The organism is Neisseria bacilliformis (assembly GCF_014055025.1).
Taxonomy (GTDB): Bacteria; Pseudomonadota; Gammaproteobacteria; order Burkholderiales; family Neisseriaceae; genus Neisseria; species Neisseria bacilliformis.
Genome location: NZ_CP059571.1, coordinates 440,853 through 454,524, shown reverse-complemented (window position 1 = coordinate 454,524; position 13,672 = coordinate 440,853). Strand labels below are relative to the sequence as shown.

The 13,672-nt window shown below is 61.7% G+C and carries 11 protein-coding genes; 3 read left to right on the top strand and 8 right to left on the bottom strand.

Going from position 1 to position 13,672, the window contains the following annotated elements:
- Window positions 1-176 precede the first annotated feature (176 nt).
- The 5 genes from topA to H3L91_RS02250 form a co-directional block, all read right to left on the bottom strand.
- Window positions 177-2,483 carry a type I DNA topoisomerase gene (topA, locus tag H3L91_RS02270; protein ID WP_007341842.1) on the bottom strand — a complete coding sequence of 769 codons (2,307 nt, stop codon included), beginning with the start codon at window positions 2,481-2,483 and terminating at the stop codon, window positions 177-179.
- Between the two features lie 120 nt (window positions 2,484-2,603).
- On the bottom strand, window positions 2,604-3,059 hold the full coding sequence (locus H3L91_RS02265; RefSeq protein ID WP_007341840.1) for a Smg family protein: 456 nt from the start codon (window positions 3,057-3,059) through the stop codon (window positions 2,604-2,606).
- 93 nt (window positions 3,060-3,152) lie between these two features.
- Window positions 3,153-4,367 (bottom strand): DNA-processing protein DprA, encoded by a 1,215-nt coding sequence (gene dprA / locus H3L91_RS02260; protein WP_040658635.1) that lies wholly within the window; start codon window positions 4,365-4,367, stop codon window positions 3,153-3,155.
- Window positions 4,368-4,570: 203 nt separating this feature from the next.
- Window positions 4,571-6,415, bottom strand: coding sequence for an ABC transporter ATP-binding protein (locus H3L91_RS02255; RefSeq protein WP_007341838.1), 1,845 nt, complete (start codon window positions 6,413-6,415; stop codon window positions 4,571-4,573).
- A 236-nt stretch (window positions 6,416-6,651) separates the two neighbouring features.
- Entirely contained in the window at window positions 6,652-7,869 is a 1,218-nt protein-coding gene (locus tag H3L91_RS02250; protein WP_007341836.1) for an MFS transporter, read from the bottom strand.
- Window positions 7,870-8,417: 548 nt separating this feature from the next.
- Here H3L91_RS02250 and H3L91_RS02245 point away from each other — a divergent pair.
- Window positions 8,418-8,741 carry a helix-turn-helix domain-containing protein gene (locus tag H3L91_RS02245; RefSeq protein WP_007341834.1) on the top strand — a complete coding sequence of 108 codons (324 nt, stop codon included), beginning with the start codon at window positions 8,418-8,420 and terminating at the stop codon, window positions 8,739-8,741.
- A gap of 117 nt (window positions 8,742-8,858) precedes the next feature.
- On the opposite strand, the gene secB is transcribed toward H3L91_RS02245, so the two are convergent.
- On the bottom strand, window positions 8,859-9,323 hold the full coding sequence (gene secB / locus H3L91_RS02240; protein ID WP_007341833.1) for a protein-export chaperone SecB: 465 nt from the start codon (window positions 9,321-9,323) through the stop codon (window positions 8,859-8,861).
- 166 nt (window positions 9,324-9,489) lie between these two features.
- On the bottom strand, window positions 9,490-10,176 hold the full coding sequence (locus H3L91_RS02235; RefSeq protein ID WP_007341832.1) for a DUF4190 domain-containing protein: 687 nt from the start codon (window positions 10,174-10,176) through the stop codon (window positions 9,490-9,492).
- Between the two features lie 164 nt (window positions 10,177-10,340).
- Between H3L91_RS02235 and gmhB the strand changes: the two genes are divergently transcribed.
- Both gmhB and H3L91_RS02225 read left to right on the top strand, forming a co-directional pair.
- Window positions 10,341-10,922 (top strand): D-glycero-beta-D-manno-heptose 1,7-bisphosphate 7-phosphatase, encoded by a 582-nt coding sequence (gene gmhB / locus H3L91_RS02230; protein ID WP_040658633.1) that lies wholly within the window; start codon window positions 10,341-10,343, stop codon window positions 10,920-10,922.
- The gene (locus tag H3L91_RS02225) at window positions 10,906-11,655 is read left to right on the top strand and encodes a lysophospholipid acyltransferase family protein (protein ID WP_007341830.1); all 750 of its coding nucleotides are present in this window, start codon (window positions 10,906-10,908) and stop codon (window positions 11,653-11,655) included. Before gmhB ends, H3L91_RS02225 begins: the two co-directional genes overlap by 17 nt.
- Before the next feature lie 64 nt (window positions 11,656-11,719).
- On the opposite strand, the gene H3L91_RS02220 is transcribed toward H3L91_RS02225, so the two are convergent.
- Window positions 11,720-12,949 carry a chloride channel protein gene (locus tag H3L91_RS02220; protein WP_007341829.1) on the bottom strand — a complete coding sequence of 410 codons (1,230 nt, stop codon included), beginning with the start codon at window positions 12,947-12,949 and terminating at the stop codon, window positions 11,720-11,722.
- Window positions 12,950-13,672 lie beyond the last annotated feature (723 nt).

The following is a 13,672-nucleotide window of genomic DNA, read 5'->3' as shown; positions in this document are numbered from 1 at the left end:
AGCCAATTCTGCGGCAAAGGCAGGCTGAGGCCGTCTGAAAACGGCCGACAGTCTTTCAGAAGGCCTCCAAAGATTAGGCCGCGCATGATAGCCAATCGGTGTTGCGGGCGCAGAAAGGCCGTCTGAAAACCATTTTTCCGTTTTCAGACGGCCTTTTATCCATCAAACCGAATGCCTTATTCTTTCGGTGCGGGCGGTTCGATTTGTTCTTTCCAGCCGCATTCTTTCTGCGGGCAGACTTTTTCCACACCCCAGCGTTTGGTGGTTTTGACGGTCAGCACCGGCCAGTGGCAGTTGGGGCATTCTTCGGCCAGCGGCGGATTCCATGTGGCGTAGTTGCAGTCGGGATAAGTGCTGCAGCTGTAAAACAGTTTGCCGTAGCGGGATTTGCGCTCGACCAGATGCCCTTTTTTGCACTGCGGGCATTCCACGCCGGTGTCTTTGGGTTTTTCCAAGGGTTCGATGTGTTTGCACTTCGGATAGTTGGCGCAGCCGATGAATTTGCTGCCGGTGCGGCTGTATTTGTACACCAGCCGTCCGCCGCATTTGGGGCACTCGCGCCCGTCGAGTTCGGCCTGTTCGGCTTCGGCTTTGGCGATGCGCTCGGCGGCTTCTTCGGCGGTTTCGTTGACGTTGCGGGTGTAGCTGCACTCAGGATAACCCGCGCAGGCGACGAAACGCCCCATCTTGCCGAACTTGATTTGCAGCTTGTGTTCGCCGCATTTGGGGCAGGTTTCGTCCAATTCTTCGGTGGTGAATTTGGCGCGTTCGATGCCTTCTTTTTCGGCAACCTGTTTTTGGAACGGCTTCCAGAATTTGTCCATCACCGGTATCCACTCGCGTTTGCCGTTGGCGATTTCGTCGAGCTGGTCTTCGAGTTTGGCGGTGAAGTGGTAATCGACGTATTGGGCGAAGTGGTCGGTCAGGAATTTGTTGACGATGTCGCCGGTGTCGGTGGGCATGAAGCGTTTTTGTTCCAGCGTAACGTATTCGCGGTCTTTGAGCGTGGAAATAATGCTGGCGTAAGTGGAAGGGCGGCCGATACCGTATTCTTCCAAGGCTTTGACCAGCGTGGCTTCGTTGTAGCGCGGCGGCGGGGTGGTGAAATGCTGTTCGCCGTAGAGTTTGTCAACCGGCAGTGTGTCGCCCTCGGCCATTTCGGGCAGTTTTTTGCCCTCTTCGCCCTCTTCTTCCTCGCTGCTTTCTTCATACACGCTCAAAAAGCCGGCAAAGGTCTGCACCTGGCCGGTTACGCGGAACACGCCTTTGCCCACGGCGATGTCCACCGTGGTTTGGTCGAATTTGGCGGGGGTCATCTGGCAGGCGACGGTGCGCTGCCAAATCATTTGGTAGAGCTTGAACTGGTCGGCGGTGAGAAACGGTTTCACACTTTCGGGCGTGCGGTAAACGGAAGTCGGGCGGATGGCTTCGTGGGCTTCCTGCGCGTTTTTCGATTTGGTTTTGTACTGCTTGGCCGAGGCGGGCAGGTATTCTTTGCCGATTTTGTTTTCGATGTAGTGGCGGATTTCGGTGAGTGCTTCGTCGGCAAGATTCACGCTGTCGGTACGCATATAGGTGATCAGACCGATTGCACCCTGCCCTACGTCGATGCCTTCGTAAAGCTGTTGGGCGGTGCGCATGGTGCGGTCGGTGGTCATGCCGAGCTTGCGTACTGCGTCCTGCTGCATGGTCGAGGTGGTGAACGGCGCGGCGGGGTTGCGGCTGCGCTTTTTCTTTTCCACGGCAGACACGACGGCTTCTCTGCCTTCGAGCGCGGCCAGCACTTCGGCCTGCGCGGTTTCAGACGGCATGTCGAACTGTTCGAGTTTTTTACCGTCGAACTGCATCAGCTTGGCGGTGAATTTGCCGCGCCCTTTGTGGCTGTCGAGGTGCACCGTCCAATATTCCTGCGCTTCAAAGGCGCGGATTTCGTTTTCGCGCTCGCAAATCAGACGCAGCGCGGGGCTTTGCACGCGGCCTGCGGAGAGGCCGCGACGGATTTTTTTCCACAACAGCGGCGAGAGGTTGAAGCCGACCAGATAATCGAGTGCGCGGCGAGCCTGCTGGGCATCGACGAGGTTGATTTCCAACTCGCGCGGGTGGGCGATGGCATCGAGCACGGCGTTTTTGGTGATTTCGTGAAACACGACGCGCTGCGGACGGATGTTTTTCAGACCGCGTTTGGATTTGAGGATTTCCAGCAAGTGCCACGAAATCGCTTCGCCTTCCCTATCCGGGTCGGTGGCGAGATAGATGTTTTCGGCCTGTTTGGCTTCGGCGACGATGGCATCGACGTGTTTGGCGTTGCGGGCGACAAGCTGGTATTTCATGGCGAACTGGTTGTCGGGATCGACCGCGCCGTTTTTGGGCACAAGGTCGCGCACATGGCCGTAGGAGGCCAGAATTTCAAAATCGCCGCCCAAGTATTTTTTTAAGGTTTTGGCTTTGGAGGGCGATTCGACGATGAGTAGGTTTTTTGCCATTTTCGTTTTCTCCGGTATGGGTAAATACGCCGTTTCGGTGCTTTCAGACGGCCTGTCCTTGTGGGTCAGGCCGTCTGAAAAGAAACGGGCTTGCGGTTAATGTGTTGGCGGACGGCGTTTTTAATGCATGGTAGCCTTGCCGTGCAGCGCGGCCATCAGCTCGTCGCCGACCAGCACGGGCAGTTCGGCGTTTTGCGCCCACAGCACCAGCAGCGTCATCACTTTGGCGGTGTCGGCGGTTATTTCGTCGGCGGGCAGGAACATCAGGGCGTTGATGACGAACTCGCGCTGCCCCGCGTCCAGCGCGCCGGCCTGTTCCAGCGAGTGCAGCAGGCCGCGCACTTCGGCGGGCAGGCGTTCGGTTTCCTGCGGCCAGTATGCCCGCAGGCCGTTTTCGCTCTGGCGGCCGGTGTGCAGGTGTTTTTCTTCGTTCAGCACGTCGATCAGGGTGAGGATTTTGCGGATTTCGCTTTCTCCGAAACCGACTTCTTCAAGGATGTTGCCCAAGTCGCCGCCGGTGGGGCAGTCGGCGAAGTCTTGGAAGTTTTCGATCAGAAAGGCTATCAGTTCCGCCATGTCCGTTCTCTGTTCTCTGTTTTCTGTTTTCCATTCAAATGTCCGGCCGTCTGAAAAGCGTGTTTTCCGGTTTTCAGACGGCCTCTTGCGCGTTCAGCCGACCCGCTGGTAGCAGCCGCCGGCCGCTGCGGCGACGCGGCCTTCGAGTTCGAGTTCGAGCAGTTCGGCGAAGATGTCGGCGGCGGGGCGGCCGAGGCTCTCGGCCAGCGCGTCGGGGTGGACGGGGCTGTAACCCATGGCCGCGAGCAGCGGGTTTGCGTCCGCGCCGCCTGTCTGCGCCTGCGCCGCCGTTTGTTCGGACGGCCGCTCCGTCGGCGCGGCGGCGGGTATGTTTTCAGACGGCCTCTGTTTGGCGTTTGAGGCCGTCTGAACACCGCGCTGCGCGTCTTTATTTATAGCATATGATGAAGCCGCGCCGTTTGGCAACAGTTGCGGGCATTCGCTGAGAATGTCTTCCAGCGATTCGGTGAGTTTCGCGCCTTCTTTGATGAGCTTGTGGCAGCCTTTGCTGTGCGGGTTGTCGATGGAGCCGGGCAGGGCCATCACTTCGCGCCCCATTTCCGCCGCCAGACGCGCGGTGATGAGCGAGCCGGATTCGAGGGCGGCTTCCACCACCAGCACGGCCTGCGCGAGGGCGGCGATGATGCGGTTGCGGCGCGGGAAGTTGCCGGCCAGCGGGCGGGTGCCGAGCGGGAACTCGCTGACAATCAGGCCGTGTTCGGCGATTTCATAGGCGAGGTTTTTGTTGGACGGCGGGTAGATGCGGTCGATGCCGGTGCCCCACACGGCTATGGTGCCGCCCGCGCCCTGCAATGCGCCGCGATGGGCGGCGGTGTCGATGCCGGCGGCCATGCCGGAGACGACGGCGATGCCCTGCTGCGCGAGGGCGCGGCCGAAGTCGTGCGCGATGCGTTCGGCCTGCGGGGTGGCGTGGCGGCTGCCGACGATGGCGGCGGCGGGGCGGCGCAGCAGTTCGGCGTTGCCGCGCAGAAACAGCAGGGGCGGCGGGGTCATGCCTTCGCCGAGCAGGGCGGGGAAGTCGTCGTCGCACAACAGCAGCAGGCGGCAGCCCTCGCCCGCTTCCCAGCGCAGGGCGGCTTCGGCGGCGCGTTCGGCCTCGCCGCGCCGTGCCGCCCATGCCTGCTGCGCCTGTTTGCGCGGGAGGAAGGGGCGCGCGTCGTCCAAACCCGCCCGCCATGCGTCGGCGGCGGTGCCGAAGTGTTTGACCAGCTGCAAAAAGGTTTCCGCGCCGATGTGGGGCATCAGGGCGAGTTTGAGCCAGGCTTCGCGTTCGTTTGGCTGAGGCATTGCGTTTTCCCTTGTCCACTGCATGTATAGCGGGACAAAATAAAAATTATCCATTGCAGGCTGGGCTTCAGCCCAGCAAAATATTGTGAAAATAGCGAGTGAGCCGGGCTGAAGCCCAGCCTACGACAGATACTCTTGATCTGTATCCACGATGAAAGGCCGTCTGAAAAACCCGTTTCCGTTTTTTCAGACGGCCTCACGTCCTAATCGTGGTGTTCGCTCAAAAAACCGCCGCTCTGGCGCGACCAGAGTTTCGCGTAGAGGCCGTTTTGCGCCAAAAGTTCGGCGTGGCTGCCCTCTTCGACGATGCGGCCTTTGTCGAGCACGATGAGCCTGTCCATCGCGGCGATGGTGGAGAGGCGGTGGGCGATGGCGATCACGGTTTTGCCGTCCATCATTTTGTCGAGGCTTTCCTGAATGGCGGCTTCCACTTCGGAGTCCAGCGCGCTGGTGGCTTCGTCCAAAAGCAGAATCGGCGCGTCTTTGAGCATGACGCGGGCGATGGCGATGCGCTGGCGTTGGCCGCCGGAAAGTTTCACGCCGCGCTCACCCACATGCGCGTCGTAGCCGCGCCGCCCTTTCGCGTCGGACAGGTTGGGGATAAAACCGGCGGCTTCGGCGCGTTCGGCGGCGGAAAACATTTCTTCGTCGCTCGCGTCGGGGCGGCCGTAAACGATGTTGTCGCGCACGGAGCGGTGCAGCAGCGAGGTGTCTTGCGTTACCAAACCGATTTGGGCGCGCAGGCTTTCTTGGGTTACGTCGTTGACGTTTTGGCCGTCGATGGTAATCGTGCCGCTCTGCGGTTCGTAAAAGCGCAAAAGCAGGTTCACGATGGTGGATTTGCCCGCGCCGCTGCGGCCGATCAGGCCGACTTTCTCGCCGGGGCGGATGGTGAGGTTGAAGCCGTTGAGCAGCGGTTTGCCCGCTTCGTAGGAGAAATCCACATGGTCAAACTTGATTTCGCCGTGATTCACTTTCAGCGGCAGCGCGGCGGGTTTGTCCAAAATCGTCTGCGGTTTGGAGAGCGTGCCCATGCCGTCTGAAACCGTGCCGACGTTTTCAAACAGGCGGGCGGATTCCCACATGATGTGTTGCGACAAACCGTTGACGCGCAAAGCCATCGCCGTGGCCGTGGCCACCGCGCCCACGCCCACCTGCCCCTGATGCCAGAGCCAGATACCCAGCGCGGCGGTGGAGAGCGTGAGCGAAGTGTTCACGATAAAACTGCACGTGTACAGCAGCGTGGCCAGCCGCATCTGCGCGTGCACCGTTACCATAAATTCTTCCATCGACTGCTTGGCGTAGGCCGCTTCGCGCGCGCCGTGGGAAAACAGTTTTACCGTGGTGATGTTGGAATAAGCGTCGGTAATGCGGCCGGTCATCAGCGAACGCGCGTCGGCCTGCGCGGCGGCGGTGCGGCCGAGCTTGGGAATCAAGAGCTTCATCACCAAAACAAAGCCGATGATCCAGCCGATAAAGGGCAGCAGCAGCCAGCTGTCGAGCGCAATCAGAATCACGCCCGAAGTGATGAAATACACCAGCACATACACCACCATATCAGCCACGGTCATCACCACATCGCGCAGCGCAAGCGCGGTCTGCATCACTTTGGCCGACACGCGCCCGGCAAATTCGTCCTGATAAAAACCAAGGCTCTGCCCCAGCATCAGGCGGTGGAAATTCCAGCGCAATCGCATGGGGAACACGCCCTGCAAAGTCTGCAAACGCACGTTGGACGTGAGAAACGTCCACAGCACGCCGAACACCATCATCGCCGCCATCGCGGCAAGCTGCCAGCCCTTTTCGGCAAACAGCGTATCGGGCGTGTACTTGCCCAGCCAGTCCACCACCTTGCCCATAAACTGAAACAGCAGGGCTTCCATAATGCCGATGCCCGCCGTCATCAGGCCGAGGATCACAATCCACTTGCGCACGCCCTCGGTGGCCGACCACATAAACGGAAACAGCCCCTTTTTCGGCGACAGCGACACTGCTTCGGGATAGGTTTCAATCCGGCTTTCAAACCACGAAAAAACTTTTTTAATCATATTATTGCTTTACAGATACGTTTTCAGACGGCCTCTGCGGCAGAGGCCGTCTGAAACAAAATAAAGGCGGCATTCTACGGGAAAAGGCCGGGCGGCAAAAGCGGCGGCGGGAAACACTGCATTGCCGCGCGGGAAACGCCAAAGGCCGTCTGAAAAACCGTTTGCCCGCTTCGGCAGGGTTTTCAGACGGCCTTATCCGGCACGCCGCAAACCGAATGTCAACAGACCCTGCGGCTTTACTTATTCACACGCGGCTCGCGTATCGGCAGGTTCAACAGCGCGGCCGTGCCCGCCAGCAGCATGTCGGCGTACCACATCCAGCCGTAGCTGCCGAAGGCCGTTACCACCCGCCCGCCGACATACGCGCCGAGAAAACCGCCGACCTGGTGGCTGAGCATGGTGAGGCCGAACAGCGTCGCCAGATAGCGCGTGCCGAACAGCTTGCCCGTCAGCGCGGCGGTGGGAGCGACCGTCGCCAGCCAGGTAAAGCCCAGCGCGGCGGCGAAAATATAGAAATTCATATCGGTGCGCGGCGCGGCGAGATAGGCCGCCACCATCAGCACCCGCGAGGCATACAGCCCGAACAAAACGTATTTGCTCCGAAACCGCCCCACGCACCAGCCCGAAAACAGGCAGCCGGCAATATTGGCCAAGCCGATTACCGCCAGCGAAGCCGACGCCACCTTCGGCGGCAGCCCGCACATGGCGATTTCCGTCGGCAGATGGGTAACCAGAAAGGCGATGTGGAAACCGCAGGTGAAAAAGCCCGCGTGCACCAGCAGATAGCTGCGGTTGCGCAGCGCGTCCGAGAGCACCGCCTTCAAGCCCCGTCCATCGTGCTCCGCCGCATGGGAGGCCGTCTGAAAACCGCCGCCGCGCGTCAGCAGCCACGCCGTCGGCACAATCAGCAGCGCGATGCCGCCCCACACATAAAACACCCCCTGCCAGCCCGCCCACGGCAGCACCAGCAGCCCCTGCACCAGCGGCGCGAACAGAAACTGCCCCGCCGAACCGCCCGCGTTCACCGCCCCCGAGGCAAAACCGCGCATCTGCGGCGGCAGCTTCGCCGCGAGTTGTCCCATAATGATGGAAAACCCGCCCGCGCCCGTGCCGAACGCCAGCAGTAGGCCGATGGTGAGCAGCATCCCCCACAGCGTCGGCAGCAGCGGCACAAGGAAACAGCCCGCCGCCAACAGCAGCGCGCCGCCGCACAAAATCCTGCGCGCGCCAAAGCGGTCGGCCAGCACGCCCGTTACCGGCTGCGCCACGCCCCACATCAGCTGGAACACCGCAATCACCAGACTGAACTGCGCCACCGACAAAGCCGTGGTGTTCACCACCGGCTGCACAAACAGCCCCAGCGACATCCGCATGCCGATGGTTACCAACAAAACAAAAGCCGCCGCCGCCATCAGCGGCCACGGATTGACGCGCGCCTGCCCTTGTGTGTCCATAGATTTATACTAACGCTTTCCGGATTTCAAAAGGCGGCAACTATAACAAACCCCGCCGCCAGAGAGTATTGACATTCGGCTTGCGAGCGGTTTTTTGCGTAAAAATGCCCGAATGCAAGGGGAAAAGCGCAGCAAGCTTGGACACCTGCGGGCATTTTTGACGCGGCAGGCGGGTATTTTTTGCCAAAAACACCGCTGTAAGGCTGATTGTCAACACGCCCAATAACCGCTGCTTCCAAGCCGCCGCACATTCAGGCATATGGAAAGGCCGTCTGAAAAACGCAGCTTCGGCGCAGTCAAAATCCGCGATGCAGGCCGCCGTGCAACAGGTAGGGTGTGTGGCCCCAAGGCGACGCACGCGTTCCCTGCCGCATCACCGATTTCAGAACATGACATACAACCGAAACCGCGTGCGTGGCTTGCGCCACACACCCTACCTCATACGCCGCATTTGCGTTATCGGCAAAATGCCTGCTGCCGCGCGTTCCACTATACTCACACCGTAATCCGACACCCTGCAAACCGGACAAGCTGAAAGGACAAAAGCCATGAACCCCAAACACTGGAACATCCCCGACATCGTTGCCACCGTGGTGGCCGACGATCCCGCAGCGGCAGTCCTCGCCGAAAGCCTGCCCGAAGCCCTGCGCCAAGTGCAGGCGGGGCGGTACAGCGTCGGCTACGCCAGCCGCACCGCGCAAACCCGCCATAAAACGGGTTTGTCGCAAAACAAATTCGCCGCCGCCCCCAACATCTCCCCCGCCACGCTCAAATCGTGGGAACAGGGCAAACGCCAGCCCGGCGGCGCAGCCCTCGCCCTGCTCAACCTGCTGGACAAACATCCCGAGCTGATAGCGGAACTGGCCGTCTGAAAGCGCAGCTTCGGCGCAGCCAAAACGCCGCGCCGCTAAAAAAAGGCCGTCTGAAAACCCGTTTTCAAAGTTTTCAGACGGCCTTTTTGTCTGTACGCGCGGGATGCGCGGTGAGAATTAAGCGTTGCCCTGTTCCTGCTGCTGCTGGAACATCGCCTCGAAGTTGATCGGGGCGAGGACGACGGGCGGGAAGCCGGCGCGGGTGATGGTGGTGGAAACGGCTTCGCGGGCATACGGGAACAGGATGTTCGGGCAGGCCACGCCCAGCAGCAGTTTTTCGTCGTCGGCGGGGATGTTTTCCAGGCGGAAGATGCCGCTTTGGGTTACTTCGTTGAGGAACATCACGCGCTCGTCGCCCAAGCGGGCGGTTACGGTTACGGTTACGTCCACGTTGTAGTAGCCCTCTTCCAGCTTGTCGCTCTGGGTGGAGATGCGCATTTCGACGTTGGGCTCGCCCTGTTCGAGGAAGATGCGCGGGGCGTGCGGCACTTCGAGGGACAGGTCTTTGACGTAGATTTTTTCAACGCTGAAAACGGGCTGCGCTTCGGCCTGGTTTTCCTGTTTGTTTTCTTGCTCGCTCATGTTTGCTCTCGCTTTAAAGTTGGCCGTCTGAAAACGGCGGGTTGATAAAAAAAGGTTGCGGGCCTGCCCGCGAAGGCCGCCATTATGGCGGCTGCGGGCGGTTTTGCAAGTGGAACGCTGCTTGGAGGCCGTCTGAAATGTGTTTTTCAGACGGCCTTTATTATGCTTAACGGCACACGGTTTGTTCGACTTTGGCTTCCAATTCGCCGATGCACGACCAAGTGAGCCGGCCGTTTTCCTGCGCGGACAAAAGAATGATTTGGCGGGAGAAGCCGCGTTTGTCGGGCTTGGGGGTAACGATGACGCTGCCCTGTTTGGCTTCCACGCTCTGCCAGTAGCGGTTGCCGTCTTCGGCAAGGATGAAACTTTCGTTGATTTCGTCGAGCGGCTCGCCGTTTTTCAGGCGTTCGGCCACGGCCTGCTGCGCGGCGAGGATGGGCTCGGCCTGCGGCGGGATGACGGCGGGCAGCGGTTTTTCCGGCGCGGCGGGCTTGGGCGCGGCGGCGGGTTGGGCGGACGTTTTTTCAGACGGCCTCTGCGGCGGCGCGGCGGTTTGCGCAACTGCGGCATCACCGCCGCCGAAGGGGCTTTTGCCCTCGGGCATGGCCGCCCACGCGCCCAAGAGCACGGCGGCGGCGGCGAGGCCGGTGTAGCCGAGTATCATGCCCGCCAGCGCGATGCCGCGCCCGCCCACATCGAGGCGTTTGCTTTTGGCGTAGGCGACGTGGCCGCAAAACATGGCGGCCAGGGCGGCAAGGACGGGGAGCAGCGTCCACGCCAGTATGCCGCAGACCAGGCTGACGGGAGCGAGGATGTTGTTGCGGCGCAATGAAGACGGCCTCTCGGGGCGCATGGCGGTTTCCTATCATTCCGTACGGTTCGGGCGGCATATTATACGGCGGTTGCCCGTTTTGCGGCAGGCCGTCTGAAAGCGGGGCGGGCGCGTTTCAGACGGCCTGCCTTGACAGGGCGCGTTTGCAGCCTACAATGCCGCAGCGTTTTTCCCCGAAAGCCCCTATGAAACTGATTATTCTCGACCGCGACGGCGTCATCAACCAAGACCGCGACGACTTCGTCAAATCCGCCGACGAATGGGTGCCGCTCGAAGGCAGCATGGACGCCATCGCCTTCCTCACCCAGGCCGGCTACACCATCGCCGTCGCCACCAACCAGTCCGGCATCGGGCGCGGCTTTTTCACCATGCAGCAGCTCAACGAAATGCACGCCAAAATGCACAAACTGGTGCGCCAGGCCGGCGGCGAAATCGACGGTATCTGGTTCTGTCCGCACACCGCCGCCGCCGAGTGCAACTGCCGCAAACCCAAAAGCGGCATGGTGGAAGACATCCTCGCCCGCTTCAACGCCAAAGCCGCCGACACCTACATGGCCGGCGACAGCCTGCGCGACGTGCAGGCCGCCGCCGGCGCGGGCTGCCGCCCCGTTTTGGTGTTGAGCGGCAAAGGCAGGAAAACCCTGGCCGAATCGTCGGGCGAACTGCCGCCGGGCACGCAGGTGTTCGACAACCTTGCCGCCTTCGCCCAATACCTGATGAAGCAGGAAAGGCAGAACGCGGAGGACGGCCATGCTGCTTGCGCGTAACCTGTTGTATTGGCTGATACTCGTCGTCAGCCTCATCACCATGTTCCCCTTCATCCTCATCACCGCCCTCATCCCCAACGGCGCGCATTTCGTCGCCCGCAAATGGGTGGGCGTGCTGATGTGGTCGCTCAAACACATCGTCGGCCTCAAATACCGCCTCGGCGGCGCGGACAACATCCCCGCCCGCCCCGCCATCATCTGCGCCAAACACCAAAGCGGCTGGGAAACACTGGCCTTGCAGGAAATCTTCCCGCCGCAGGTGTTTGTCGCCAAACGCGAACTCTTCAAAATCCCCTTTTTCGGCTGGGGGCTGAAAATCGTCAAAACCATCGGCATCGAGCGCGGCAGCGCGCAGGCCAGCACCCAGCTGGCCAAACAAGGACGGGCGCGGCGCGACGAAGGCTACTGGATCACCATCTTCCCCGAAGGCACCCGCGTCGCCCCCGGCAGCAGAGGCCGCTACAAAAACGGCGCGGCACGGATGGCCAAACTGTTTGAAATGGACATCGTCCCCGTCGCCCTCAACAGCGGCGAATTCTGGCCGAAAGACTCCTTCCTCAAATACCCCGGCACGGTAGACGTGGTCATCGGCGAACCCATCCCCTACGACAGCGGCAGCGAAGCCGAACTGATGCGCCGCTGCGAAGACTGGATAGAGACGCAACAGCAGCACATCAACGGCAAAGGCCCGATGGCCGCCCAAAGCGCGGCGGCAGACGCATCCGCCGGATAAGGGCAGGGCGCATACGGCAAAAGGCCGTCTGAAATTCGGTTTTCAGACGGCCTCTCCACACCTTTCATGCCCGCCGCTCAAACCACTGCCCCGCCGCCAACGCCCCCGCCATGCACAGGCACAGCGGCATCAGGAGCGAGGCGGGGGCGCGGGTGAGTTCCAGCGCGAACACCAGCGCGGTCAGCGGCATCCGCTGCGCCACGCCCAGAAACACCGCCGCGCCGACCACCGCCGCGCTTGCGGGCGAGGTGTGCGGCAGAAAGGCGTTCCACAGTGCCGCGCCGGCGAAAGCGAGCGTGCTGCCGAGCATCATCGAGGGCGTAATCAGGCCGCCGTACGCGCCCGCCGCCAGCGCGAGCAGCACCGCCGCCCATTTCAAAACAAAAAGCACAACACTCTGTTTCCAGTCGATTAATTCCGCAAAAACCAACTGGTTGCCCGCCTTGCCGTTGCCCAGAATATCGGGAAACCACATGGCCGCCGCGCCGATCAGGGCGAAAGCGGCCACGGCCAGCGCAACGATGCGCCCGTCGCCGCGTGCGAGAAACGGCAGCGGTTTGACGCTGCGCCGGAAGCACGCCGCCACGATGCCCAGCAGCGGCGCGGCAGCGGCCGACCACCAGACAAGCGGCGTGCCGACCGCCAAATCCGGCAGCGGATACTGCTGCACGTCGCCCAGTCCCAGCCGCGCCACTGCCGCCGCCAGCGCAGACGTTAAGAGCGCGGCGGCGGCGGCGGGCGGCGACCAAGAGGCCAGCATCACTTCCAGCGCGAACAGCGCACCCGCCAGCGGCACGTTGTACACCGCCGCCAGCCCCGCGCCCGAGGCGCAGGCAATCAGCAGTCGCGCCGACGGCTCGTCGAAACCGAAGTAGCGCACGCCCGCCGAGGCGAAAGCGGCGGTCATCTCGCGCGGCGCAACCTCGCGCCCCAGCGGCGAACCCATGCCCACGGTAACAATCTGCAACAGCGCGTGAGCGATGGTGGCGGCAAACGGCAGCCCCGCCAGCGGCGCGGCGACGGCGGTTTTGAGCGGCACCAGCGGCGCGGCGCGGCGTTTGAGCAGCCACCATCCGCCGCCGGCCAGCACGCCGCAGGCGGCAAGCGCGAGCAGACGACGCAGCGGCGGCGCGGCCTCCACGCCGACACGGAAAGGCGTGTAGCCGCCGGCGTTGGAATAGCCGTAGGCAAAGTGCTGCACCGCGTGCATGATTTCAGTCAGCACAATGCCGACCAGCCCGCCAACCGCGCCGACGGCAGCCAGCGCGAGCCACAGTTTGAATTGCTGTTTCATATGTATTGGTCTGATAAAGGAAAAACGCCCGCCCGATACGGAAGGCCGTCCCCGCCCGTACGCCTTCGGAGCATAAACGCGGGGATGGCGTTTCTGAAAACGCGGCTCCGGCACAACTGAAACGCCGCTGCGGCGGCCGGAACGGCGTTTTCAGACGGCCGCTATTGTAAGCGCAAAGCAGCCTGCAAACGGGGACGACGTTTTCAGGCTGCTTTCGCATTGGGTTTTGCCGGTTTTCAGACGGCCTCCGCCGCCTTGCAGAAGCCGTAGGTCGGATACTTGTATCCGACATTCCGCACAACGGAATTTCCCCTGCGGAAAAACGTCGGATACAAGTATCCGACCTACAACTTCCCCGCCAATCCGAAACCGCGTGCGCAGTTTGCGCCACACCCTACGCTACGGCGTGTCTCCCCGAGGCGGCGCACGCGTTCTATGCCGCTCAAAGGCCGTCTAAAAGCACAGTTTCGGCTCCGCGCGTTGCCCCACCCACCGCAAACCGCGTGCGTGGCTGCGCCACACCCTGCGGCGGCATCGGAGGCTGTCTGAAAACACAAAAGGCAGCCTGAAAACGCCGTCCCCGTTTTCAGGCTGCCTTTGCATCCGCGCCGTCTGCCCGCTATAATCGCGCCCGCCCTTAGGGGAGTAGCCGTCCGTGCGGCGTTTTTATTTCGCCATAATCAAGCCGCCGGAGCCTGTGCCAACATAATCGCAGCGGTCTGC